The organism is Sphingomonas sp. (assembly GCF_019635515.1).
Classification (GTDB): domain Bacteria; phylum Pseudomonadota; class Alphaproteobacteria; order Sphingomonadales; family Sphingomonadaceae; genus Sphingomonas.
Window position 1 is genome coordinate 1,364,766 of record NZ_JAHBZI010000001.1, and the last position, 24,299, is coordinate 1,389,064.

Below are 24,299 nucleotides of genomic sequence, written 5' to 3' on the forward strand. Positions count from 1 at the left end.
CAGGGGCGGCGGTGCCAGCCCGCGGGGAGAGGAAGCGCCAACGCGTTGATTGCGCGGGAGTTGCCCTGCGTCAGACCTTTGCCGAATAGATCATCCGGCCCGGCCCGAGGCGCTCGAAAACCTTGGCCAGCTCGTTCTCGCCGACCGCGAAGCAGCCCTGGCTGCGGCCGAGCTTGCCGTGCTTGGTGATCATCTCGGCGTTGGCGTACCAGGCCGAGTGGACGACGATGGCGCGGTCGAGCGCGTTGTTGTTGGTCGGATCGAGGCCGAGCAGACGCTGGGAATCGCCATGCTTGCCGACATAATAGTCGCTGGTCAGGAACGCGCCCTCGCAGGTCGCTTCGCTGTTCACTTCGTTGGAGAAGCGGTGCAGCAGGCCGGTATGCTGGGGATCGGAGCCGATGCCGTGCGAAACCAGGAAGGTCTCGACCTCGCCGCGGCCGAGATGGACCAGATACATGCGCGGTTGATAGGAGGGCTTCGAGAAATCGACGACGGCGAGCCGGTCGTGCGACGGGATCCGCATCGAATGCCTGTCGAGCGCGGCCAGCGCCTGCTTGAACAGTTCGGGGCGCATGCCGAGCGGCGTGCGCGGCGCGGCCTTGGCCACGACCGGCGCCTGCGGAATCGGCGGCACATAGGCCGGCACCGGCAATGCCGGCGCCATCGCCGTTTCAACGCGTGAGACACAGGCCGACGCCGCTGCGCCACTGGCCATCACAAAGGCCGACCTCAACATCGCGCGGCGCGTCTGCGCCGTATCCAGATTGTGCATCGTGATAATAATGCCCGCTATCAAGTCCCCGGAGCGCTTATAACATATTGTTCCGTGGCCTTTTGCTGAACATCTGTCCCAACCCCGACGATTCGCCGCAGCGTTTGCCCGGTTCGTCTTTTCGTCGCCAAAAATCCCCGAACGGGACCGAAACAGTCGAGCTTTCATCGTTCGTGATTCGGCGATGGCACTAAAATGGGTTAATTTCGTTAATGAATCGAAATCCGGGGCATCCGTTCTGGACGAGGATTCGGAGAAATACCCCGATGCGAACCGGCCTGTTTGCCGCCTTCCTGCTTGCCACTTCAGCGCTGCTCCCGGCCGCGCCGGCTGCTGCCCAGTCGAGCGCGTCGGATACGATGCTGCCGGCCAGCGACGCGCTGCGCCCTGGCGAATTCGTCTGGTATCCGCACTATCAGCGCGCGAGCACCGCGGGCCCGGTTTCGATCGTCATCAGCATCCCGCAGCAGCGCGCGTTCGTCTATCAGGACGGCCAGCTGATCGCGGTATCGACCGTATCGACCGGCTCGGCGGGGCGCGACACGCCGACCGGCGAGTTCACGATCCTCCAGAAGAAAACCTTCCACCGCTCCAATCTCTATTCGAATGCGCCGATGCCCTACATGCAGCGGCTGACCTGGGACGGCATCGCGCTCCACGCCGGGCATTTGCCGGGCTATCCGGCGTCGCACGGTTGCATCCGCCTGCCCAAGGAATTCGCGCGCCAGCTTTACGACATCACCGAGATGGGCGGGCAGGTGTCGGTGGTCGACGAGTATATCGACGACACCCCCGGCAATCGCTTCGCCGAGCCGGCGCCGTTGCTCACTGCCGATGCCAGCAAGCTCGGCGGGTCCTCGTTCGACATGGTGACGATGAGTGGCGATCCGCCCAGGTCGCGCCCGGCCTCCTGGGTGACCGGTGCGGCGCGCGAGATCGTCCAGCCGATCCCGCCGGGCTCGCGCTGAGGCTGCCACAGAGCGACATCGAGGCGAAATTATAGACGCCCGCCCAGCCTGAGCGGAAGGGATATCTATCGGCCGCGAAGCGCGGGAATTGCCGCGGCGATGCGTTCGATCGCCGCGTCGAGCGTCGCTTCCTGTTTGACAAAGCAGAAGCGGACCACGCTGGTCACCGGTTCCTCGGGATAGAAGGCCGAGACCGGGATCGAGGCGACGCCCGCTTCGATCAGCCGTTCGCAAAATTCCACATCGCCGAGTGCGATCCCCGAAGCGGCGAGATCGACCGACAGGAAATAGGTCGCGGTACTCGGCAAGGTCACCAACCCGGCGGCTTCGAGCCCGGCCTTCAGCCGATCGCGCCCGGCCTGAAAGCGGTGCCGCGCGTCCTGCACCCAGCCGTCCTGCGTCTCCAGCCCCTCGGCGACCGCCCATTGCAGGTTTGGCGGGGTGGTGAAGGTCAGGAACTGGTGCGTCTTGGCGAGAACCCGGGCGAGGGCAGGGGCGGCGCACATCCAGCCGACCTTGAAGCCGGTCAGCGCGAAGATCTTGCCGGCGCTGCCGATCTTCACCGTCCGCTCACGCATGCCGGGCAAGCCGATCAGCGGCAGGTGGCGCGCGCCGTCGAAGGTGACATGCTCCCAAACCTCGTCGCAGATCGCCAGCAGATCATGGGCGACGCAGAAATCGGCGATCGCCGCCAGTTCCGCCGCGCTCGACATCGTCGCGGTCGGGTTGAGCGGGTTGTTGAGGATCAGCACCTTGGTGCGCGCCGTCACCGCTGCTTGCAGCGCCGCCGGATCGATCCTCCATTCGGGCGGCTGGAGACGCACGAACACCGGTACGCCGCCGGCCTGGCGGATCAGCGGCGCATAGGCGTCATAGAGCGGCGGGAAGCAGATCACTTCGTCCCCCGGCGCGACGCATGCGAAGATCGCCGCCGCCAGCGCCTCGGTCGCGCCCGAGGTGACGATCACTTCCTCGGCCGCTAGGTTCAGCCCCTGATGCCGCGCATAGTGATCGGCGACGGCCTGGCGCAGTTCGGGCAGCCCCGGCATTGGCGGATATTGGTTCGATTTGTCGAGCAGCGCTCGCGCCGCCGCCTGCAGCACCGGCTCGGGACCGCGCCCATCGGCAAAGCCCTGGCCCAGATTGATCGCGCCGGTCTCCCGTGCGCGGGCCGACATCGCTTCAAAAATAGTAGTGCCCATCGTGGCGTAGAGCGGGTTCATGACGATATTGTGCCAGCTTGCATGGCAATGCGAAACCGCAGCATTAGCTGGTCGTTGAAGAGTTCCGCGCTAGAAGGATGTCCATGAGCAAGAAGCCTCCCGTTCCCGAAGCCGCCCAGTCGCCCTTCCCGCTGGAGGAAGTGCCGCACGAACATGACGAGGGCAGCGAAGCGCTCAAGGCCGTGAAGGAAATGGCCGATGCCAAACAGCGCTGGTCGCCCAGCGCGCGCCAGATCGGCATGGGCGCGGCGATCGGCATCGGCTCCGCCGCGATCGTCGCCGGCCTGCTTTACTGGCGCGGAGGCAAACGCTAACATATTGAAATGGGAAGCCTTCGCCGCTCCGGAACGGTTGCCGCCTCGCTAGCTCTGCTTTCCGCCTGCAGCAGCGGCGGTTCGGGCACGGTGGCATCGGGCGGCGGTGGCGGATCCTCGGCGGTGCCGACGCCGACGCCGACCAGCGTGGCGGTATGTTCGGTGCGCGACCGTCAGGATTGGGCGGCGGCGCAACTGCGCGAATGGTATCTGTTTCCAGAGACGCTGCCGGCTTCCCTCGATCCTTCGCCCTATGTGACGGTCGATGCTTATATCGACGCCCTGACCGCCACCGCGCGCGCGCAGCGGCGCGACCGCTATTTCACCTATCTGACATCGATCGCCGCCGAAGACGCTTATTACGCCTCGGGATCGAGCGCCGGCTTCGGTTTCCGTGTCTCGATCGACGGCACCGGGCGGCTATTCGTCACCGAGACCTTCGAGGGCACTTCGGCGCTCGCCGCCAGTGTCGATCGCGGCGCCGAGATCACCGCAATCGGCACGACCAGCACCGATCTGCGCACCGTCGCCTCGATCTATGCGAGTGGCGGCAGCGGCGCGGTGTCCGATGCGCTGGGCCCATCGACCGCGGGCACCACGCGTGTGCTCCGCGTCGTTGACGCAACCGGCACGCGCACCGTCACGCTGACCAAGACCGATTATTCGCTGACGCCGGTCTCCAGCCGCTACGGCGCCAAGATCATCGACGATGGTGGGCGGCGGGTCGGCTATATCAACCTGCGCACCTTCATCTCGACCGCCGATCCGGCGCTGCGCAGCGCCTTCGCCAATTTCCGCGCGCAGGGGATCACCGAGTTCGTCATCGATTTCCGCTATAATGGCGGCGGACTGGTCTCGATCGCGGATCTGATGGGCAATCTGCTCGGCCGCAACCGCGCCACGTCGGATGTCTTCTCCTACACGACCTTCCGCGCCTCCAAGGCCGCGAACAACGAAGTCACTTATTTCAATCCGCAGTCGCAATCGGTCGCGCCGGTGAAGATCGCGTTCATCGGCACCAGCGGCACGGCTTCGGCCAGCGAACTCGTGATCAACGCGTTCGTGCCATATCTCCATGCCAATGTCGCGCTGATCGGCACCAACACCTATGGCAAGCCGGTCGGGCAGATCGCGATCGACCGCGCCCAGTGCGACGACCGGCTGCGCGTCATCGCCTTCGCGCTGGAGAATTCGGCGCACCAGGGCACCTATTTCGACGGGCTGGCCAATACCGTGGAGGCGAATTGCCGCGCGGCCGACGATGTGACGCGGCCGCTCGGCGATCCGCTCGAGGCTTCGACCAGGACCGCGCTCGATTATCTGGCGGGCCGCAGCTGCACCGCGATCGCAGGCGGCGGACAGACCGCCCTGTCCGTCAACCGCCGCGAGTTGCTGATGCCTGAGCGGCCGACCACCGCGCAGCGCGAGACGCCGGGACTGTTCTAATCGCCGGATGCCCGAGGGAAGAGCGCCCGCGAGGCCGAACGGCAGTTGTGCCTGGGTGGGGGCATTACAATAAGGAAATGGCGCGCCCGGTTGGATTCGAACCAACGACCACAGGCTTAGAAGGCATGTGCTCTATCCAGCTGAGCTACGGGCGCGCGCCGGGCTTCGTTAGCGCGGATTGCATGGGGTGGAAACCGCGATAAACTCCCCGAAAGCGTACGGGGGAAGCCATGCCGACAAAGGTCAGCGCGGGCGGGGTGGCCGCGGGCCAGTTCCGTTATTTCGATTTCGTCATGGCCGCGTTCGTCGCGATCATCCTGCTTTCCAACGTGATCGGCGCGGGCAAGGTCGCGCAAGTCTGGCTGCCCGGATTGAACATCTGGTGGCCGTTCGGCGCCGGCATCCTGTTCTTCCCGATCTCTTATGTGATCGGCGACGTGCTGACCGAGGTCTATGGCTATGCCCGCGCCCGGCGGGTGATCTGGGCGGGCACCTTCGCGGTGCTGTTCATGGCTTTCATGTCCTGGGTGGTGGTGGCGCTGCCGCCGGCGCCGAGCTGGACGAACCAGGCCGCGTACGAGACGATCTTCGGACAGGTGCCGCGCATCGTGCTCGCCTCGGTCTGCGCCTTCTGGGCGGGCGAGTTCGTCAATTCCTATGTCCTCGCGCGGATGAAGATCTGGACGCAGGGCAGGGCGCTGTGGGCGCGGACGATCGGCTCGACGATCGCGGGGGAGGGGGTCGACAGCCTGATCTTCTATCCGCTCGCCTTCTGGGGCGCCGAAGGCTGGACCAACGATCTCGTGCTCAAGGTGCTGGTCACGCAATGGGCGCTGAAGGTGTCGTGGGAAGTGATCCTGACGCCGGTCACCTATCTTGTCGTCGGCTTCCTCAAGCGCCGCGAAGGTGTCGATGTGTTCGACGAGGGGACGGACTTCACGCCGTTCACGGCCAGGGTCTGATGAGCCCGCTCCAGACGGTGAAGCTGTGGCTGGCCCAGCATGTCACCCTCGCCAAGGACGCGCTGCATATTTATGTCGCGCTGATGGTCCTGTTCGGCGTGGCGCTGGCGTTCAAATGGCCGCTGCGCAGCTGGAAGCCCTGGGCGGCCGTGCTCGCCGTGGCGCTGATCGGTGAGGCATGGGATCTCCGCGACAGCATGGTCTATCATACGCCCATTCGCCTCGGCGCGAATTTCCACGACATCTGGAACACGATGTTCTGGCCGACCGCAATCCTGTTGCTGGCGCGGTTTACGCCGCTGTTGGGCCAGCAGGCGCCTCCTTCAACACGCCGGTAACCTCTGAAACCATATAGGTTCGCAGTATATGGAGTCCGAGGCCGGAATCGAACCGGCTCCTCGCGGGTTTGCAATCCGCTGTGTTCCCACTTCACCACTCGGACGTGGCTTTGCCGCTGGTGTGGCCGGGGGGAGTTGCACCCGCCTAGCATCGGAATCACAAACCGACCGCGCACTGCATTGCGCTCGGCCACCACACGAAAACGGCGAAAAAGCTTGATTTTCTGGAAGTCTGGTCAGGGTGACAGGATTTGAACCTGCAACCTCCCGGTCCCAAGCCGGGCGCTCTAACGCGCTTGAGCTACACCCTGAGAGACGGGCGCAGCGATGCGTCCGTCAATGTCGACAGGTGCTGGGTCGCGGTCGCGAAAAGAGGGCCTGATTAGCCATGATGCGGGGCCTATGCCAGCGATTCGCGAAAGATGCAAGCCTATTTGGATAAAAATCGCTTGCCGCTTCTGTCTTCGGGCATCCATCCATCGAAATAATCCGTTTCGAGAAGATCCGGACGTTCTTCGATCAGTACCAGCTCCGGGTTGGGCGAAAACGGCGGTTTATCGTCATGGCGCAGGCAGAGAAATGCCTGGCCGTCATAGCCGAACGTCGCGGCGCGGCAATTGGCCGCCGACCGGATTACCGTCGCGCAACCCGGCGAGAAGGGATCGACCGACAGGTAAACAACTTGCCGGAGCGCTGCGGCGTCATTGAGCGGCACCAGGTACGGCTCAGCAATATCGCTGGACCAGTCTTGCCACGGCCCGCTCCCGGGATTGCGGCAGTCCATCGCGGAGTGAGAATTGTCGCCGCCACTGCGGAGACATTCAATCACGATCTCCGTAACCAGCGAAATGCAAGCCTGCACCAGCGCGTCCTCACGGTCGGTGAGATCGAAAACTGGAAAGATGCCATAGGTTCTCACCCGGCCAGCATCGGGCAAATGCCGTCGCGTCGCTAGTCGAGTAGAGCGTTAGGCAACCGCTGCGAGCAATCCCTCGAACAACCTCCGCCCATCGGTCCCGCCATGCGCCGCTTCGATGCGGCGTTCGGGGTGGGGCATCATGCCCAACACATTGCCCTGCTTGTTGAGCAGCCCGGCGATGCCGCGTGCCGAGCCGTTGACTTCGGCGGCGTAGCGGAAGGCGACGCGGCCTTCGCCTTCGATCTCGTCGAGCGTCAAGGCATCGGCGAAGTAATTGCCGTCATGGTGCGCGACCGAGATCGTGACGGCTTCGCCGGCTTGATAGGCCGAGGTGAAGATCGATTGCGCATTGTCGACGGTGAGCGGCACGTCGCGGCAGACGAAGTTGAGCCCGGCATTGCGCATCAATGCGCCCGGCAGCAGCCCGGTTTCGGTGAGAATCTGGAAGCCGTTGCAGATGCCGAGCACCGGCACGCCGCGTCCGGCCGCCTCGACAACCGCCTTCACCACCGGAGAGCGCGCCGCGATCGCGCCGCAGCGCAGATAATCGCCATAGGAAAAGCCGCCGGGCAGGGCGATCAGGCCGAGGCCTGAAGGCAGCTCGCTCTCGCCATGCCACACCATTTCGGGCTTGTTGCCGGTCACGCTTTCCAGCGCGACCGCGATGTCGCGATCGCAATTCGAGCCGGGGAAGACGATGACCGCGGTCTTCACTGCTTCTCGACCCGGTAATTCTCGATAACGGTGTTGGTGAGCAGCTTGCGGCACATCTCGTCGATGGCGGCGTCGCTGGTCGAATCCGCGACATCGAGCTCGAAAATCTTGCCGGCGCGGACGTCATTGACGCCTTCGAAGCCGAGCCCGCCGAGCGCGTGTTCGATGGCTTTCCCCTGGGGGTCGAGCACGCCGTTTTTCAGCGTAACGATGATGCGCAGCTTCATGCTCGCGGCCTATGGCGTGCGCGGCCGAGTCTCGCAATGCTCCTTTTCCGTCATCCTCGCGAAAGCGGGGACCAAGGGTTACTCAGCGGAGCTTTTTTCGGCTCTGGATCCCCGCTTCCGCGGGGGATGACGACGGAAGTTAGAAATAGCGCGCCACGGCGAAGCGGAAGCGCAGGCGGTCGTTGGCGAAGAAGGGCAGGGTCGATTCGGTGCGCGCATAGGATGCGCTGATCTGCGGGGAGAAGCCCCATAGCCGGATCGAGCGCGTGCCGAGCGTGGCGCGGGCGGTGAAGCGCCAGTCCTTGCGCGGATCGGGCGAGAAGATCACCATCGGCGCGTCGAACACCGCGCGGCTGGCGGTGCCGCTGATGCCGAAGGTGATGCCGTGCGGCAACTCGCCGCCGAAACCGGCGATGACGCCCGCTTCCTTGCTCGAATAGGGCTTGGCGACCAGCGAGTCGCGCCGCGCGAACACGCCGCCCGAGGCCACCAGGCTGCGGCTCACCGCGCGCTCATAGGTGACATAGGCGCCGGTCTGCCAGCCATCGTAGTTGCCGTCGAACAGGGCGTCGGTCTTGCGGCTGTCGATCTGGACGCCGATCTGGCTGGCACGGGTGAGGCGTGCCTGGAACCCTGTCTTGATGCCGATCTGGCGGGTGACGAGACGGCCGCCATACCAGCGCTGCGCGCCGACGGCCTGCGCCGAGATGCTCATCGCCGGGGTCAGGCGATATTCCAGACCCGCCGCGCTCTGCGCCTGGATATCGTCATAGGCGGTGCCCGCATAGTTGCTGCCGCTACTATCGACGTCGAGCAGCACCGCGACCTTCTCCGCGACCGGGAGGCGGACGCCGCCCGAGATCGAGGCGGTCTGGCCGGTGCCCGAGCGGGCCTTGGCATTGGGATCGAGCGTCACCGGCAGCTGGCCGCCACCCCATTGCAGGGTGATCTGATCGGCGGAAGTGGCGTTGTTGATGTTGGTATCCGGGGCGATCGCGAAGTCGATATCGAGGCGCCAGGCCCGCTTCGAGCGGATCACGTCACGCACCGAACGGATCGTGCGCGCCACTTCCTCGGGCAGGTCGTCGGTCTGCTGGGCGATGCGGAACTGCTTGTCGGCGCTTTGAAACTTGCCGAGCGCCAACATCTCGCGGCCAAGCTCGAGCCGGACCCGGGTCTGTGACGGGTCGCTCGCCAGCATGTCCTTGTAGATTTCAGCGGCGGCCTTGTGATCGCCGCGCCCTGCCGCCAGCTGCGCGCTGAGGAAGCTCGCTTCGAAGCGGTAGGCGGGCAGGGTGGTCAGCACCCGCAGCATCGGCTGCGCCTCATCGAAGCGCTTCGCCGCGATCAGCGCCTGAACCTCGCCGAACATAGCGTCGGGTGTCAGGCGTACCTTGCACGTCTCCGCGACGCATCGGTCGATGATCGGTTGCCCGTTCTGGGCCAGCGCGGCGGCCGGCGCGAGCAGCGCCAGCAGCAACGCCACCAGGAATTTCATGTTACGGCTTCTTGCCGGTATAGGCGCCGAGGATGTCGATCCGCTGATCGGGCGTGCCGCCGACGATGCGGAAGCCGCCACCGATCTCATCGGCATTGGGACCGAAGAAGCTGCCGTCCAGGCTCGAACCCGCGATGTTGAGCGAATTGCCGGCGGTGCAGGTCGTGGCGAAGCAGGCCTGGCTGAACGAGCCGGTGAAGCCGCCGCGATTGACCATGTCGATCGTCGCGCTGCCGGTGGCGCTGAAGGCGGTGCCGGCCGCCAGCGGATAGAGCGCGCTGGTGTAGGCGTCGAGCGTCGGCGCGAACAGCGTGCCGGTGAAGCTCGAGTTCACGGTCTTGCTGCCGAAATTGATCGTCGTGGTCTGCATGCCCTGCATCCACTGGATGTAGGTCGAGCCGGTGGCGTCGAGCGTCGTCGTCGGATCGACATTGACGACCATCGACGCGATCATCTCACCGCTGAACGTGCCGGTGCCGCTGGTCGGCACCGCGCCATTGGCGCTACGCTCACCGAACACGAAGGCGCCGCGATCGAGACTGTAGGTTTCGCGCAGGAAGCTGCCGCTCGCCGGGGTCTGTAGCGCACCGCTGACATTGTTGCGGACGAAGCCGGCATAGGTGACGTATTTCGTCGTCGTGCCCGGCTTCTGATAGAACAGGGTCTGGCGGGTCGAGTTCGAGGCATCGTCCATCACGGGATATTCGGACTGGGCCGAGCCTGGGTAGTAGGGGCTGGTCGGAGCCAATTCGTTGCCCGTCGATGTGCCCGCCTCCAGATACTGGATCTGGCGCGATGCGGCGAATTCGGGCACGCCCGCCTGCGGATGCAGCGGCCCGCCAAACGCGGTGCGGTGCTGCGGATCCTGGTAGCGGAAGGCGGTGACGTTGACGAGACCATTGGGCCGGTTGATCGTCAGCTCGAAGATCGCGTCGCGCGGATTGTAGGTGACGCTGATGCCGCTGTCGCGCGCGGTGTTGGCGTCGCCGGCATAGAGCTGCCCGCCCTGGCCGATCTTGTTCGAATCCGTGTAATATTCGTAGTGCTGGACCGTGCCGATGCTCTCATAGGTTTTTGTCTCGGTGGGGCTGACGAAGCTGTGCGTCGGGGTCGGCGTGCCGCTGGGCACCACCGCACTGCCGCCCACCGTCTGCGGCCGGGTGTCGCCGCCGCACGCGGCGAGCGTGACCGCGCCTGAAAGCGCCAGCATGGTACGGAACGAACGCATCGAAATTCCCCCTGAGAGTTCTGACGCAGGGGTAAGCGGGTGTGGTTAAGAAGGCGTTTATGGGTGTCCGGAAAAGAGACCTGACGCGGCGCTAACCACCGGTCCACACGCACAGCCAAATTCGTCATCCCGGCGAAAGGCAGGGACCCAGGGTAACTATGCGATGCGCTGCGTAACCCTAGGTCCCGATCGAGTCCGGGATGACGATAGAAGAACGAACACGCCTCTCAGGCGTAAGGCGGCCGGTCCAGACCCTTGGGGCTCCTGGTGAAAATCTCGCAACCGCTTTCGGTGATCCCGATCGAATGCTCGAACTGCGCCGAAAGCGAACGGTCACGCGTCACCGCGGTCCATTCGTCGTCGAGGATCTTCACGCCCGGCTTGCCGATATTGATCATCGGCTCGATCGTGAAGATCATCCCCGGGCGCAATTCCGGGCCGGTGCCGGGCCGGCCATAGTGAAACACGTCGGGCTGATCGTGATATACCAGTCCCACGCCGTGCCCGACGAAATCCTGGACGACGCCGTAGCGGTGCTTCTCGGCATGGCGCTGGATGGCGTGGCCGATATCGCCGAGATGATTGCCGGGCTTCGCCTGCTCAATGCCGAGCATCATGCATTCATAGGTGACATCGACCAGCCGCCTGGCCTTGATCGGCACCTCGCCGACGAGGAACATCCGGCTGGTGTCGCCGTGCCAGCCATCGACCACCGCGGTCAGGTCGATATTGAGAATATCGCCTTCCGCCAGCACCTTGCTGCCCGGAATGCCGTGACAGACGACATGATTCACCGAGATGCAGGTGGCGTGCTGATAGCCCTTGTACCCGATATTGATCGGGATCGCGTTCGCCGCGACGATGGCATCACGGACAAAATCGTCGAGCTCACCGGTGGTCACCCCGGCCTTGACCCGCGGCACCAGCGCATCGAGCGTCTCGGCGGCGACCCGGCCGGCGCGGCGCATCCCCTCGAACCCGTTCGCGCCGTACAGCTTGATGGCGTTGGTGCGGACGCGGGGAGTGTCGGCGGTGACGTCGATGTAATTCATGGGGGTGGAAATAGGGGCTTTGGTGGAGTTTTTCCAGCAACCAAGCCTGTCACCCCGGACTTGTTGCGGGGCCAACGTGCGACTGGCGGGGAGCAAGAGGTTCTGGCCGTGGTGCCCGTGGAGCCTTGGACCCCGGAACAAGTCGGTGCTTATCCCGCTCGAGCATGTGCGGTTCCCCGGCGAAGGCCGGGGCCCAGTTGGAGGACAGATATTGACGGGGGCAGCGCTTCGTTACGGCGACCTCTCCACCTGGCCCCGGCCTTCGCCGGGGAACCACAGGAGACACATGCTCGAATAGGATAAGTACCGAACAAGTCCGGGGTGACAGGGCTGGGCCTACTTCCCCCGCTTCTTGCGATGCGTCTCCAGATCGAGAACCGCCGAATCGGCACCTTCCGGCAACAATCCAAGACGGCGCGCAACTTCCTGATAAGCCTCGACTTCGCCGCCAAGGTCGCGGCGGAAGCGGTCCTTGTCGAGCTTCTCGTTGGTGGCCATGTCCCACAGGCGGCAGCCATCGGGGCTGATCTCATCGGCGAGGATGATGCGGGGATAGTCGTTGTCCCAGATCCGTCCGAATTCGAGCTTGAAGTCGACCAGCCGGATACCGATGCCCGCGAACAGGCCCGCTAGGAAATCGTTCACCCGGATCGCCATGTCGGCCATGTCGTGCAGTTCTTCCTGCGCCGCCCAGCCGAATGCGAGGATGTGCTCGTCGGTGATCATCGGATCGCCAAGGGCATCGTCCTTGTAATAATATTCGATGATCGTGCGGGGCAGGGGCGTGCCCTCCTCGATGCCGAGGCGCTTGGCCAGCGAGCCCGCGACGACATTGCGAACCACCACTTCGATCGGAACGATCTCAACCTGACGAATGAGTTGTTCGCGCATATTGAGACGGCGTATGAAGTGCGTGGGCACGCCGATATTGCCGAGCAGCGTGAAGACATGCTCGGAAATCCGGTTGTTGAGCACGCCCTTGCCGCTGATCGTGCCCTTTTTCTGGGCGTTGAACGCAGTCGCGTCGTCCTTGAAATACTGGATCAACGTGCCTGGCTCGGGCCCCTCATAGAGGATCTTGGCCTTGCCTTCGTAGATCTGGCGGCGGCGTGCCATGGCGTACCCCTGAAAAGCATGGCCCCGGCGGCGCGGGTGACCGCGTTACGCCGGGGCCCTTGGATTGGCCGGGCCTATATCGAAAGGCCCGGTCAGGTGCAATCAGGCTTACGCCGGAGCGGTGTCCCGCTTGCGGCGGAGCCAGCGGACCAGCATCACCACCGGGAACATCAGCAGCGCCCAGGGCAGCAGATAGATCGCCAGCGTGAAGAAGGCGCGCAGCCCGATCAGGAAGGTCGCGGCCGATGCCTGGGTGGCGTCGCCCAGCTGCGCGCCGACGCTTTCGGCGTTGGCCGAGGGCGTGATCGCCATGTAGCGGATGTCGAATTCGGACATGGCGACGCGGCCCTGCTGCTCCTTCAGCCACGCGCGGGCCTGATCGAGCTCCTCCTGCGCGGCAGTGACGCTGCGCTCGGCCTCGACCAGCTCGCCGACGCTGCCCTTGCGCTTGCGCAACACCTCGGTGAGCCGGGCGACAAGCAATTCGCGCTGCCTGATCCGCGCCTGGGTATCGACGATCGACTTCGAGACGTCCTCGCCCTCGACCTTGGTGTCGGTCGATCGCCCACCGGCATCCTCGATGACGTTGGCGAGCTGGTTCGAAAAGGCGCGGGCCTCGCTGCTGACGACCCGCAGCTTGAGCGTGCCCGCGCCGGTCTGGTCGGTGCCGGTGCCGCGCTCGAGCGACAGGATCTGACAGCGCGCCGGACCCATATCCTCGCACAGGCTGCGGTGCCGGTCTTGCGCGCTTGCCAGCCTGTCCTCCGGCACGAGGAAGCCGAGCGACCAGGCATAAGCGAGTTGCGGCACGCTGACGGCGACGGTAGCGGGCCTGTCGGCTCCGCCGGCATCGGGGGCCGGCGCCGATGCGCTGGCTTCCGTGGCGGTCTCCCCGGCTTTGCCGGTCCGAGTGGTGTTTTCCGCCGAGCAGGCGGCAAGGCCCAGGGCGACACTGGTAAGGGCAATTAAGGCACGCATGGCATTATCCTCCGTAGTCCCGGAGATAATCCATCACAAAGCTATGACGTAATCAAGCCACAATCTTGCCCCATTTGGGGCGAGATTGTGGCGTGGACGATTTCAGCCCCTAGTCATCATGGCCCCGATCGAACCATCGCTGCATCAGCGTGCGCTTGTCGTGCGCCGGCGGCGGGGGCGCGGAATGATAATCGCCATTGCTGTCATGATAGGCGCTCGCAGGCTCGGCATCGGGGCCGACGGCGCGGCCATGGATGATCCAGCGCAGCACCAGCACCACCAGCAGCATCAGCAGCAGCCACGGGCCGACACCGGCGAGAATCACCACCAGTTGCGCGAGCGTATTCTGCAGCGTCTGCCCGGCATTGCGGAAATTGGCGTCGGACGAGCCGAGGCCGGTCAGGGCGTTGCTCGATTCATAAGTGAGCAGCAGCGGCGCGGTCGCCAGCGTCTGGCCCTGGCTCGCTTCGCTCTCGGCGATCTCGGCCAACGCCGCGTTGATCCGCGCCACCCGTGCGACGCCCTCCGGCGTGCGAATGCTTTCGGCATTGCTCAGGCGCTCGCGCAGGCGATTGACGACGGCGGTGCTGCGCGCCTGCGTCGTCGCGTCGGAGCCGGTGATCTCGGTATCGACCAGCACGCCATCCGATCCGGTGACGTTGTTGGTGACGGCATCGCCATATTTGCGCGCGATCGCGGGATCGATACGGATCGTCAGCACCGCCTTGGTGTGATTGCGGTCGTCGACGCGGTAGCGCATCGACAGGATGCGGCAGCGCGCCGGCCCGAGCCGTTCGCAGCCATCGGCGTTCGACTGGAGCACGCCCTTCAGCCGGTTGCCCGGCAGGCGATAGGCGTAGCGATAATCGAAGCCGGTGCCCGTCGAGGCGAACGCCTCGGCATCCGCCGCGGTCGCGAATTCCGACTTGTCCTTGGCCGCGGCGCCCTTCGGCGCCGCATTGTCGCAACCCGCGAGCAGCGCCAGCGCTGCCAAAGCCCATACGACTCGCATCGAGTCCTCCCTGTTGGTCAACAGGCAAGTAACGCGTTTTACGTGGGCGCCCAACTGGGCGGTTAGGGCGCCCCGTTCCCGTTTCGGGAAGCGATTAGTTCCGCACGCGCTCCCAAGGCGCGTCATATTCTATCGCGGCCAAGCGCTCGAACGCAAAGGCGACCTTGTCGATCATATAGCTGATCGCATCGCTCAGCTTGTGATGACTCTGCGCCCAGGCGGCGCTCTCGAAATCCCGGTTCATCGCGGTTCTCCTCTTGAAAGCGATGATCACCAGATGATCCTTTTGCGGGCCTGGCGCCAACAAATCGTTGGACGCAACTAACAAGTTCAGCTTATGTATTGCGGATGCGTCGCCTGCCTCCGCTCTCCGCTGTCCGCGTCTTCGAAGCCGCCGCGCGCCACGGCAATTTCACCCGTGCCGCCGAGGAACTGGGCATGACCCAGGCGGCAGTGAGCTATCAGGTGAAGCTGTTGGAGGAGCGGCTCGGCGCGCCCCTGTTCCGCCGAGAAGGGCGGGGAGTTGCGCTCACCGATGCCGGCGTCCGTGCCGGCCCGCAGGTCAGCCGCGCTTTCGACGCGATCGATCAGGCCTTCGCCCAGGTCCGCGCCGAGGAAGAGGGGCTTCTGGTCATCTCGACCTCGAACACCTTCGCCAATGCCTGGCTGGCGTGGCGGCTGGGCAGCTTCCAGATGGCGCATCCGGATATGGCGGTGCGGCTCGACACCAGCGATGCGATTGCCGATCTCGATGCCGGGGATGTCGATTGCGCGATCCGCGCCGGGCGCGGCGGCTGGCCGGGACTGGCGGCGGACAAGCTGCTCGACGTGGATTTCACGCCGATGGTGAGCCCCGCCTTCCTCAAGAGCCATGGCGCGATGCGGCCCGCCGATCTGCTGCATCTGCCGCTGATCAGCCCGCATGATCCTTGGTGGAGCGCCTGGCTTCGCGAAGCCGGGGTCGATGTGCCCGCCGGCCCGCCGCGTCCGGGCGTCCGCCTCGACAGCCAGGCGCATGAGGGCCATGCGGCGATGGCCGGGCAGGGCGTGGCGATGCTGACGCCGTTCTTCTGGCGCAACGATCTGGTGGAGGGGAAGCTGGCGATGCCCTTCGATCAGGTATCGACACGCGGCTATGCCTATTGGTTCGTTGTGCCAGAAAGCCGCCGTAACGTACCAAAGATCAAGCGCTTTCGCGAATGGCTGCTCGAAGAGATGGTCCGCGAGCGGCCGGTGCCGGTGTTGGGATGATTGTACGACTTTGCACTTGATCCCGGCGGCGCCGCAGACCAGTGTGGGCCAAATTCTGGAGAAATCGATGCTTCGTCTTGCCCTTGCCGCCACCGCCGCCCTCACCGTCTTGCTGGCGCCTGCGCATGCCGCTGATATCAAGCAGATCGATTGCGTCGAGAAGACTGTCGACAAGCCGACCGTGAAGCTGCTCGACGATGACGTGAACAAGAACTTCACCGATCTCGACAACCAAGCCTATTCACAGGGGACGATCGCCGGATTCCGCGCGGCGGCGGCAACCTGTCGCGCCAAATATGGTTGGAGCGACAATGCCAGCGAAGCGGCGGTTCTCTACGCATTGTACGCACTGTCGAACGCGAACGTCCGCGGCAAGGCAAAGGCCGCCAAGCTCGATTACGCCAAGCTTGCGGCGCGCTTCGACAAGCTGAGCGAAAGCGAGCGCGCCAACGCGATGGAAGACGCGACGCTCAACAAGCTGGCGAACGGGGCGCTCGACGCGAACGAGATGGATGCGAGCAACGCCAAGGTCGCGGGCGCGGTGTTCGGCTTCCTGGCGGTCCGGGCCAAGGCGATGGTCGATTTCGCCGCCAACTGACTGCCGGAAGTCAGTACGCGCCGCGCTCAGGACCTGTACCCAATACCGGCGATGCGCGTGACGGAGCGCATTTTGGCGTTGGGCGAAGTCCGGGTCAGGTCGATCATCGTCTGCGCCTCCATTCGCGAATCGAGGCAAGCCCTGTGGCGCAGCGACCCCCGCTTGCCGCAATCCCCATTCCGTTGTCCAAGATGATGGTGGGAGATGACGGCAGGCTGGTGGCCTCCTATCCCCATAAATTCCCTTGCTCCGGATTGGCTTGAGGCCCGTCTCGCTGCTATCGCGGCCATCCAATGACGCTCGATACCGATCTTACCGACCCCGCAGGCCCCACCGACGTTCCTTTCGATAGCGCCCTGTCGGAGCGCTATCTCGTCTATGCGATGTCGACGATCACGGCGCGCTCGCTGCCCGATGTTCGCGACGGGCTGAAGCCGGTCCACCGCCGGCTGCTCTGGGCGATGCGGCTGCTCCGGCTCGATCCGGCGAGCGGCTACAAGAAGTGCGCCCGCGTCGTCGGCGACGTCATCGGCAAATATCATCCGCATGGCGACCAGTCGGTCTATGACGCGATGGTCCGCCTCGCCCAGACCTTCGCACTGCGCTACCCGCTCGTCGACGGTCAGGGCAATTTCGGCAATATCGACGGCGATAACGCCGCCGCCTATCGCTATACCGAGGCGCGGCTGACCCAGGTCGCGATCGACCTGATGGACGGGCTCGACGAGAACGCCACCGATTTCCGCGCGACGTATAACGGGGAAGACGAGGAGCCCGAGCTGTTTCCGGGCCTGTTCCCCAACCTGCTGGCGAACGGCGCCGCCGGCATCGCGGTCGGCATGGCGACCAGTATCCCGCCGCACAATGCCGCCGAACTGCTCAACGCTGCCGTCGCCCTGATCGACAATCCGCAGGCCAATGTTCTCGACTATGTCAGCGGCCCCGATTTCCCGACCGGGGGCGTGGTGGTCGACAGCCCGGCCGCGATCGCCGAGGCGTACAACACTGGCCGTGGCAGCTTCCGCGTGCGGGCGAAGATCGAGAAGGTCATCGAGAAGGGAGGGGGCTGGCACCTCGTCGTCTCCGAGATTCCCTACGGCGTGCAGAAAGGCAAGTTGATCGAGGGCATCGCCGAGCTGATCAACGACAAGAAACTGCCGATCCTCGGCGATGTCCGCGACGAATCCGCCGACGATATCCGCGTTGTCCTCGAACCGCGCAGCCGCACGGTCAGCGCCGAGGACCTGATCCACAGCCTCTATCGCCTGTCGGACCTCGAAGTCCGCGTGCCGCTCAACTTGAACGTGCTCGACGCGCAACACACGCCCCGCGTGATGAGCCTGCACGAAGCGCTCAGCCAGTGGCTGGCGCACCAGTTCATCGTCCTCCAGCGCAAGTCGCAGCACCGGCTCGACAAGATCGCCGACCGCTTGGAGCTGGTGGCGGGCTACATCATCGCCTTCCTCAATCTTGACCGCGTCATCGAGATCATCCGCACCGAGGACGAGCCCAAGCAGGTGATGATGGCCGAGTTCGCGCTGACCGACCGCCAGGCCGAGGCGATCCTCAACATGCGCCTGCGCAGCCTGCGCAAGCTAGAGGAAATGGAACTCAAGCAGGAGCGCGACAAGCTCGAAAAGGAGCAGGCCGAGCTGGAGCTGCTGCTCTCGTCCGACGCCCGCCAGCGCACCCGGATGAAACGCGATCTCGGCAAGATGCTGGTCCGCTACGGTCTCGATACCCCGCTGGGCGCGCGCCGCACCACCGTCGAGGAAGCCGCCCCGGCGCGCGAAATCCCGCTGGAAGCGATGATCGAGCGCGAGCCGATCACCGTCATCCTCTCGCAGCGCGGCTGGATCCGGGCGATGAAGGGGCATGTCGAGACCGGCAGCGGCGAAGCGCTCAAATTCAAGGAAGGCGACGGCCCCTATCTGGCCTTCCACGCCCACACCACCGACAAGCTGCTCCTCGCCGCCGACAATGGCCGATTCTACACGCTCGCCGCGGACAAGCTTCCCGGCGGCCGCGGTTTTGGCGAGCCGGTGCGGCTGATGATCGACCTGGAGGGGGAGCGCCAGATCGTCACCCTGCGCCGTGCCACCGCTTCACCGCGCCTGCTGGTCGCCGCCAGCGACGGGCGTGGCTTCGTGGTCAAGGCCGAGGATGTCATGGCCGAAACCCGCAAGGGCAAGCAGGTGGTGACACCACGCGCCGGCGCGCATCTCAAGGTGGTGCGCGGCATCGGCGAGGACGATGATATGGTCGCGGCGATCGGCGACAATCGAAAGATGCTGGTCTTCCCGCTCGCCGAAGTCGCCGAGCTTGCGCGCGGGCAGGGCGTCCAGCTCCAGCGCTTCCGCGACGGTGGTCTTTCGGACGTTACCACCTTCAGGATGGCCGATGGCCTCAGCTGGGCGATGGGCGGCGAAACCGGCCGGACCCGCACCGAAACCGACCTTGCCCAATGGCGCGCGGCGCGGGGCGCCGCCGGGCGGATGCCGCCCACCGGTTTCCCGCGCGACAACCGCTTCTGATTGTTACGATAAACCCCGGATAGTTCAGGCGGATTTAACCATTTCGGCTTAGCCCGAACCCTGATGGCGTTCCGTAGAGCCAAGCCCGTAGCCGTACCCGTCGCCGAGCATGCTCCCCCGGCGCCGGATCCGCGTGCCCTCGGCCCGACCGCGACGGGCATGGTGCTGGACCTGCTGCCGATCCCCGCCGCCATCGTCGCCCTCTCTGGTGACGCCTTCCATTTCGAAGCGGTCAACAAGCCGTTCCGCATGGCCGGGCTCGGCCATGTCGCCGCCGAATCGCCGGTGATCCGCCTGCTCGGCGAGCGCATCCGCCGCTTCGTCGAATCACCCGACACGCATCAGGAGTTCGCCTGGCAGTTTGGCAGCGAGGTCGACAGCCGCCATTTCCGGGTGATGCTGGCCCGCCGCACCTTCAATCGCGACACCGGCAAATGCATGCTCACCCTGGTCGATCAGACCTCGGAGCTGCGCACCGAGCAGAGTCTGCGCCGCGAAATGGCGACCGACAGCCTGACCGGCCTGCCCAACCGCACCGGCTTCTCCGACGAGCTCGAAGACACGATCAATCACGACAATCGCAGCGCCCATGCGGTGATGGTCATCGATCTTGCGCGCTTCGGCCGCGTCAATGCCTGCATGGGCGGCCTGGCCGGCGACGAACTGCTGATTTCGGTCGCCCGCCGCATCAAGGGCGCACTGCGCGGCCGCGACATCCTTGCCCGCCTGGGCGGCGACGAGTTCGGCGTGCTGCTGACCCTCGATGACGGCCCCGACGATGCGCTCCACGTCGCCAAGCGCATCGAGGCCGCGCTGACCAATCCCTTCCGCCTTTCCGATTTCGAGATCCGCGTCGAATGTTCGGTCGGCATCGCCATGGGCTCGGACAATGACGGCGATCCCGAGGATCTGATCCGCAACGCCCAGTTCGCGGTCAAGCGGTCGAAGAAGACCGGCCGCCCCGAGGTCTATCAGACCCATGCCTTCGATATCGCCCGTGAGCAGTTCAGCATCGAGACCGAACTGCGCCGCGCGATCGAGAACGGCCAGATGTCGCTATATTATCAGCCGATCTGCGACCTCAATTCGGGCAAGGTCTCGTCGTTCGAGGCGCTGGCGCGCTGGACCAACGAAGACGGCGTCTGCCTGTCACCCAATGATTTCATTCCGGTCGCCGAGGAATCGGGGCTGATCGTTCCCCTCGGCCGCTGGGCGATGGACGAAGCCGCGAGGACAATCGCGGCATGGGATCGCGGTGCCGGTGGCGATTGCGGGGTCAAGGTCGCGGTCAACCTCTCGGCGATCCAGCTGCACCGTGACAATATCCCCGACATGGTCAGGAGCGCGCTCGACGCGCACAGGGTCAACGGCAACCGCCTCACCCTGGAGTTGACCGAAAGCGCCATCGTCACCGATCCGGATCGCGTCGCGCGCGTCATGAACGCGCTCAAGGATCTCGGCGCGACGCTGGCGATGGACGATTTCGGCACCGGCTATTCGAACCTGGCGTTCCTGCAAAGGCTGCCGATCGACATCCTCAAGATCGACCGCAGCTTCGTCTCCGGCATGCTCGCCGATCGTGACAAGATCGCGATTGTCCGCGCCATTTTGTCGCTGGCGCAGGCGCTGGGAATGCGAACCACCGCCGAAGGTATCGAAACCAACGAGCTGGCCCAGACGCTGGCGGCGCTCGGCTGCACCTATGGCCAGGGCTTCCTCTACTCGCGCGCGCTGGCCCGCGATGACGCCTATGAATTGTTGATCGAGCGCAACACGAGTTCGTCAGCGATCTGATCGACCCGCGCCGAATCGGGGAAATCCTCGGCAATCCACTGATCTTCGATCTGGCGCATCAACCTGGCGACCTGCGGCCCCGCCTTGATCCCCCGCCTGATGATCGCGCCGCCAGTGAGCGGAAAGCACGGGGCTTCCCAGGTGGCTGCGACCATCGCTTCCCTGATCGGCCGCTCTGAGAGAAGCAGGCGGTCAACCGCGCCCTCCTGGCCGGCGCGATAGACCAGCGCCTTGGCGTTCTCGACGGGCCGCGCCACGGCCGCTTGCAGGCGACGGCGCTGGAGATTGGACAATTTGAAACGCGCGCCGACGGTTTCGACATCCTCGGGTGGTATCAGCGCCGCGAGGCGCCGGATCGGGTCGGGCGCGATGCCTGCCTCCGCCTCGCGCTTGGCAAGATAGGCCAGCCGCTCGGCGGAGCGGACGAAGAGGATGGGCACGAACATGCGGCGCCGGATCATCAGCTCGACGACCCGCACCGCGTCCCTGGCGACGAGCAGCTTGAGCAGCTCGTCGCGAATCCGCTCGCGACTGAGCGCCATCAGGTCGTTGGCGCGGTCCGAGCATGCCCGTAGCGCCTCGCCATCGGGTTCGTCGCCGAATCGGGCGAGGAAACGGAAGAAGCGGAGGATTCGCAAGTGATCCTCGGCGATTCGCTGATAGGGGTCGCCGATGAAGCGGACCTTGCGCGCCTCGAGATCGGCGAGCCCGCCGAAATAGTCGAAGATCTCGCGGGTATTCGGGTCCGCGTAGAGCGCGTTCATCGTGAAATCGCGCCGCGCCGCATCCTCGCGCCAATTGTCTGTGAAGGCGACGGTGGCGTGGCGCCCGTCGGTCGAGACATCGCGGCGCAAGGTCGTCACCTCGACCGGCCCGCTCTCGATCACCGCCGTCACCGTGCCGTGCGCGATCCCGGTCGGCACCGCGGTGATCCCGGCTTCCTTCAGATATTCGACCACCGTCTCGGGCGCGAGCGAGGTCGCCAGATCGATATCCGAGACCGGAATTCCCAACAGCGTATCGCGCACGCAGCCACCGACGAACCGAACGTCGCCGAGCACACGGACCAGACCGGCGAGCCCCGCGCGATGCTGCCACTCGGCATCGGGGAGGATCATGTCCGCCATTGCAGCCGCCGTGACAGATTGACGATCATCGCCGCCGTGGCGCCCCAGATACGCCGCTCACCCCACATAATCTCATAGTAGCGCCGCTGCGCGCCCTGAAACTCGACGCTGTTCCGCCGGTGATTGGCCGAATCGAGCAGGAAGGACAGGGGCACTTCGAACACATTGGCGACCTCCGCCTCCGCCGGCACCAGTGCCAGATCGGCCGGTACCACGCCGACCACCGGCGTGACGTCATAGCCGGTCACGGTACGGTAGCGCTCGGCGGTGCCGATCACTTCGACCATGGCGCGGGGCAGGGCGATCTCCTCCTCGGCCTCGCGCAGCGCCGCGCTGACCGGGCCGTCATCCTCGGGGTCGATCCGCCCGCCGGGAAACGCAACCTGGCCGGCGTGGCGGCGCAGCGTGTCGGTGCGCTGGGTCAGGATCACGCCGGGATCGGCGCGGTCTGTCACCGCGACCAGCACGGCCGCCGGCTGCCCGGCAATTTCAGGGTCGAAATCGAAATGGTCGCCCGGCAGCAGGATCGCCGCATGCGGCGAATCGAGCGCGGCGCGCAGCCGTTCGGCGAGCGTCACGTGCCGGACTCCGATTCGGCCGGCTCCAGTGGAAAGAAGGCACCGTCGCTCCACACCCCGGCCGGATCGCTGCCATTGGCCAGAGCGATCTGCGCCAGTTCATAATAGACCGGGCGCGCCACCAACGCCTCCAGCCCGCCACGGACATGGAGATAGGGGCGGGGCCCCTCCGCGGTATCCTCGAATCGCAGGGCGCGCTCGGGGCCGGCGGTGACGAGATCGCCGGTGTTGAGGCGGAAGGCGAGCTTCATCGCCTCGCCCGTGCCCTCGGTCTTCATTTCCACCGCCTGGAACGGTGCGTCCTCGACTTCGATGTCGAGCTTCTCGACCGGGGTCACCAGCACGAAGCGGCCATCGGGTTCGCGGCGGAGAATCGTCGAGAACAGCCGCACCATCGGCATCCGCCCGATCGGCGAACCCTGGTGGAACCACGTCCCGTCGCGCGCGATCCGCATGTCGCTGTCGCCACAATGGGTCGGATTCCAGCTCTCCACCGGCGGCAAGCGATTCTCGTCGACCAGCCGCGCGATCTCGGCGAGCGAGAGGCTGGCGAAATCGGGAGGCGGTGCGGAGGGCATGCTGCCCCTTAGACCGAGCTCAGGCCGCCTGTCGAACCCGCGGTGCCAGCATTCCAGCGCAATCCGGCACGGAATCGCCACGCGCGAGCAATCGCCGCGGCTCGAACGGGCCGGGCAGGCGCCAGCCGCCGGTTCTCTCGGCGGTGAAACCGAAGAAGCGCGCATAATATTCGGGATCGCCAACCAGCATCAGCGCGTCACAGCCCGGCGCTTGGCATCCCGGCACCGCCGCCAGCATCCGCTCCATCAGCGCGCGGCCAATGCCTTCCTGCTGCCATTCGGGCTCGACCGCGACCGGGCCGACCATGGTCAGCGGCAGGCTGCGGCCATCGTCGCAGACCAGCGACACCGGCCAGCACTGGATCGTTCCCATCAGCGCGCCATCGTCGCGGACGGCGGCGAAGCTCAGCTCGGGAATCGCGGTGGCGCCTTCGCGCAGCCTGTACGCGGTGCGCGCGCGTCGATCGGTCCCGAAAGCGCGGTCGAGCAGGGACTCGATAGCCTGGGAGTCGATTCTGTCGAGCGGCACCAATGCGATCACTTCATGCGGTTCCTTCTGATAGGGAGGGGCGCGGCCTTTAGACCCCTCCTGCGCTGACGCAAGGATGAATGTGGCGCGCGGAGACGCATCTGCTATGGGCGCGCGCAACCGCTTCCCCCTGAAAGGCCCGTCTTGTCCGACCTACTCCAGCTCCAGGTGCACGATCTCGAAGTCGATGTGCTGACCGGAATCTACTCGGAAGAGACGCATCTGCCGCAGCCGCTGCGTATCTCGATGAACGTCGATATCGACATGCCCGAGCGCTTCGAGGCGGATACCCCGCTCAGCGCATCGAAAAGCTATATCGACCTCAAACAGGCCGCGACCGCCCTGCCCGAGGGCGTGCACTTCAAGCTGATCGAGGCCGTCGCCGATTATATCTGTGAGACGCTGTTCGTGTCCGACAGGCGCGTCCGCCGCGTCGAGATCAAGATCGTCAAGCTCGCTATCGCCGAGCGCGGCGAATCGATCGGCATCACGCTGGTGCGCCATCGGCGCTAGTTGTTGGCGGCGCCGGCCCGCGCCGCA

The 24,299-nt window shown here is 65.2% G+C and carries 26 protein-coding genes and 4 tRNA genes; 10 read left to right on the top strand and 20 right to left on the bottom strand.

The features are described from left to right. Nucleotides 1–70: 70 nt before the first annotated feature. On the bottom strand, nt 71–775 hold the full coding sequence (locus KF730_RS06855; RefSeq protein WP_294093266.1) for a murein L,D-transpeptidase catalytic domain-containing protein: 705 nt from the start codon (nt 773–775) through the stop codon (nt 71–73). A 266-nt stretch (nt 776–1,041) separates the two neighbouring features. Here KF730_RS06855 and KF730_RS06860 point away from each other — a divergent pair, with 266 nt between their 5' ends. Continuing rightward, nucleotides 1,042–1,743: a L,D-transpeptidase family protein gene (locus KF730_RS06860; protein ID WP_294093268.1), complete on the top strand. Its 702-nt coding sequence runs from the start codon at nt 1,042–1,044 to the stop codon at nt 1,741–1,743. 65 nt (nt 1,744–1,808) lie between these two features. Here KF730_RS06860 and KF730_RS06865 read toward each other — a convergent pair whose 3' ends face one another. Further along, complete coding sequence (locus KF730_RS06865) at nt 1,809–2,966, bottom strand: aminotransferase (protein WP_294093270.1); 1,158 nt, start codon at nt 2,964–2,966, stop codon at nt 1,809–1,811. An 83-nt stretch (nt 2,967–3,049) separates the two neighbouring features. Here KF730_RS06865 and KF730_RS06870 point away from each other — a divergent pair, with 83 nt between their 5' ends. After that, the gene (locus tag KF730_RS06870) at nt 3,050–3,280 is read left to right on the top strand and encodes a hypothetical protein (protein WP_294093272.1); all 231 of its coding nucleotides are present in this window, start codon (nt 3,050–3,052) and stop codon (nt 3,278–3,280) included. Between the two features lie 9 nt (nt 3,281–3,289). Beyond that, nucleotides 3,290–4,726: a S41 family peptidase gene (locus KF730_RS06875; protein WP_294093274.1), complete on the top strand. Its 1,437-nt coding sequence runs from the start codon at nt 3,290–3,292 to the stop codon at nt 4,724–4,726. Nucleotides 4,727–4,804: 78 nt separating this feature from the next. Here KF730_RS06875 and KF730_RS06880 read toward each other — a convergent pair. Then, nucleotides 4,805–4,881: transfer RNA gene (locus tag KF730_RS06880), tRNA-Arg, on the bottom strand. A gap of 75 nt (nt 4,882–4,956) precedes the next feature. Here KF730_RS06880 and KF730_RS06885 point away from each other — a divergent pair. After that, on the top strand, nt 4,957–5,688 hold the full coding sequence (locus tag KF730_RS06885; protein ID WP_294093276.1) for a queuosine precursor transporter: 732 nt from the start codon (nt 4,957–4,959) through the stop codon (nt 5,686–5,688). Continuing rightward, nucleotides 5,688–6,026, top strand: a complete 339-nt coding sequence (locus KF730_RS06890; RefSeq protein WP_294093278.1) for a hypothetical protein — start codon at nt 5,688–5,690, stop codon at nt 6,024–6,026. Before KF730_RS06885 ends, KF730_RS06890 begins: the two co-directional genes overlap by 1 nt. Before the next feature lie 29 nt (nt 6,027–6,055). Here KF730_RS06890 and KF730_RS06895 read toward each other — a convergent pair. The 13 genes from KF730_RS06895 to KF730_RS06955 all read right to left on the bottom strand — a co-directional run bounded on the left by KF730_RS06895 (nt 6,056) and on the right by KF730_RS06955 (nt 15,014). Beyond that, a tRNA-Cys gene (locus tag KF730_RS06895) sits at nt 6,056–6,130 on the bottom strand. A gap of 13 nt (nt 6,131–6,143) precedes the next feature. Beyond that, nucleotides 6,144–6,220, bottom strand: a tRNA-His gene (locus KF730_RS06900). Between the two features lie 39 nt (nt 6,221–6,259). Next, nucleotides 6,260–6,337 (bottom strand) — tRNA-Pro (locus tag KF730_RS06905). Nucleotides 6,338–6,456: 119 nt separating this feature from the next. Next, nucleotides 6,457–6,963, bottom strand: a complete 507-nt coding sequence (locus KF730_RS06910) for a hypothetical protein (RefSeq protein ID WP_294093279.1) — start codon at nt 6,961–6,963, stop codon at nt 6,457–6,459. Between the two features lie 30 nt (nt 6,964–6,993). Further along, entirely contained in the window at nt 6,994–7,659 is a 666-nt protein-coding gene (purQ, locus tag KF730_RS06915; RefSeq protein ID WP_294093281.1) for a phosphoribosylformylglycinamidine synthase subunit PurQ, read from the bottom strand. Next, a complete protein-coding gene (gene purS, locus KF730_RS06920; RefSeq protein ID WP_294093283.1) occupies nt 7,656–7,886 on the bottom strand; it encodes a phosphoribosylformylglycinamidine synthase subunit PurS in 231 nt (76 codons plus the stop codon). Before purS ends, purQ begins: the two co-directional genes overlap by 4 nt. A gap of 139 nt (nt 7,887–8,025) precedes the next feature. Further along, the gene (locus KF730_RS06925) at nt 8,026–9,384 is read right to left on the bottom strand and encodes a surface lipoprotein assembly modifier (protein WP_294093285.1); all 1,359 of its coding nucleotides are present in this window, start codon (nt 9,382–9,384) and stop codon (nt 8,026–8,028) included. 1 nt (nt 9,385) lies between these two features. Then, complete coding sequence (locus KF730_RS06930; RefSeq protein WP_294093287.1) at nt 9,386–10,612, bottom strand: transferrin-binding protein-like solute binding protein; 1,227 nt, start codon at nt 10,610–10,612, stop codon at nt 9,386–9,388. Nucleotides 10,613–10,839: 227 nt separating this feature from the next. After that, nucleotides 10,840–11,664, bottom strand: a complete 825-nt coding sequence (gene map / locus KF730_RS06935; protein ID WP_294093289.1) for a type I methionyl aminopeptidase — start codon at nt 11,662–11,664, stop codon at nt 10,840–10,842. 336 nt (nt 11,665–12,000) lie between these two features. Further along, nucleotides 12,001–12,780 (bottom strand): phosphoribosylaminoimidazolesuccinocarboxamide synthase, encoded by a 780-nt coding sequence (gene purC, locus KF730_RS06940; RefSeq protein WP_294093291.1) that lies wholly within the window; start codon nt 12,778–12,780, stop codon nt 12,001–12,003. A gap of 108 nt (nt 12,781–12,888) precedes the next feature. After that, nucleotides 12,889–13,758 carry a DUF4349 domain-containing protein gene (locus tag KF730_RS06945; protein ID WP_294093293.1) on the bottom strand — a complete coding sequence of 290 codons (870 nt, stop codon included), beginning with the start codon at nt 13,756–13,758 and terminating at the stop codon, nt 12,889–12,891. 109 nt (nt 13,759–13,867) lie between these two features. Further along, a complete protein-coding gene (locus tag KF730_RS06950; protein ID WP_294093295.1) occupies nt 13,868–14,770 on the bottom strand; it encodes a hypothetical protein in 903 nt (300 codons plus the stop codon). 94 nt (nt 14,771–14,864) lie between these two features. Then, complete coding sequence (locus tag KF730_RS06955) at nt 14,865–15,014, bottom strand: hypothetical protein (protein WP_294093297.1); 150 nt, start codon at nt 15,012–15,014, stop codon at nt 14,865–14,867. A gap of 104 nt (nt 15,015–15,118) precedes the next feature. On the opposite strand from KF730_RS06955, the gene gcvA reads away from it, so the two are divergent. From gcvA to KF730_RS06975, 4 genes are all read left to right on the top strand, one after another. Next, complete coding sequence (gene gcvA / locus KF730_RS06960) at nt 15,119–16,021, top strand: transcriptional regulator GcvA (protein ID WP_294093299.1); 903 nt, start codon at nt 15,119–15,121, stop codon at nt 16,019–16,021. A gap of 67 nt (nt 16,022–16,088) precedes the next feature. Beyond that, nucleotides 16,089–16,619, top strand: a complete 531-nt coding sequence (locus tag KF730_RS06965) for a hypothetical protein (protein WP_294093301.1) — start codon at nt 16,089–16,091, stop codon at nt 16,617–16,619. A 293-nt stretch (nt 16,620–16,912) separates the two neighbouring features. After that, the gene (gene parC, locus KF730_RS06970; protein WP_294093303.1) at nt 16,913–19,153 is read left to right on the top strand and encodes a DNA topoisomerase IV subunit A; all 2,241 of its coding nucleotides are present in this window, start codon (nt 16,913–16,915) and stop codon (nt 19,151–19,153) included. Between the two features lie 159 nt (nt 19,154–19,312). Beyond that, the gene (locus tag KF730_RS06975) at nt 19,313–20,947 is read left to right on the top strand and encodes an EAL domain-containing protein (protein ID WP_294095789.1); all 1,635 of its coding nucleotides are present in this window, start codon (nt 19,313–19,315) and stop codon (nt 20,945–20,947) included. Here the strand turns inward: KF730_RS06975 and KF730_RS06980 are convergent. The 4 genes from KF730_RS06980 to KF730_RS06995 are packed head-to-tail and all read right to left on the bottom strand — an operon-like array spanning nt 20,902 to nt 23,771. Continuing rightward, nucleotides 20,902–22,074: a CCA tRNA nucleotidyltransferase gene (locus KF730_RS06980; RefSeq protein ID WP_294093304.1), complete on the bottom strand. Its 1,173-nt coding sequence runs from the start codon at nt 22,072–22,074 to the stop codon at nt 20,902–20,904. The genes KF730_RS06975 and KF730_RS06980 overlap by 46 nt on opposite strands. Then, nucleotides 22,062–22,652 (bottom strand): CoA pyrophosphatase, encoded by a 591-nt coding sequence (locus KF730_RS06985; protein ID WP_294093306.1) that lies wholly within the window; start codon nt 22,650–22,652, stop codon nt 22,062–22,064. The genes KF730_RS06980 and KF730_RS06985 overlap by 13 nt, the downstream gene beginning before the upstream one ends. Then, nucleotides 22,649–23,230 (bottom strand): DUF1285 domain-containing protein, encoded by a 582-nt coding sequence (locus KF730_RS06990; protein WP_294093308.1) that lies wholly within the window; start codon nt 23,228–23,230, stop codon nt 22,649–22,651. The genes KF730_RS06985 and KF730_RS06990 overlap by 4 nt, the downstream gene beginning before the upstream one ends. Before the next feature lie 19 nt (nt 23,231–23,249). Next, complete coding sequence (locus tag KF730_RS06995; protein ID WP_294093310.1) at nt 23,250–23,771, bottom strand: N-acetyltransferase; 522 nt, start codon at nt 23,769–23,771, stop codon at nt 23,250–23,252. 132 nt (nt 23,772–23,903) lie between these two features. Here KF730_RS06995 and KF730_RS07000 point away from each other — a divergent pair, with 132 nt between their 5' ends. Then, nucleotides 23,904–24,272 carry a dihydroneopterin aldolase gene (locus tag KF730_RS07000; RefSeq protein WP_294093312.1) on the top strand — a complete coding sequence of 123 codons (369 nt, stop codon included), beginning with the start codon at nt 23,904–23,906 and terminating at the stop codon, nt 24,270–24,272. Nucleotides 24,273–24,299 lie beyond the last annotated feature (27 nt).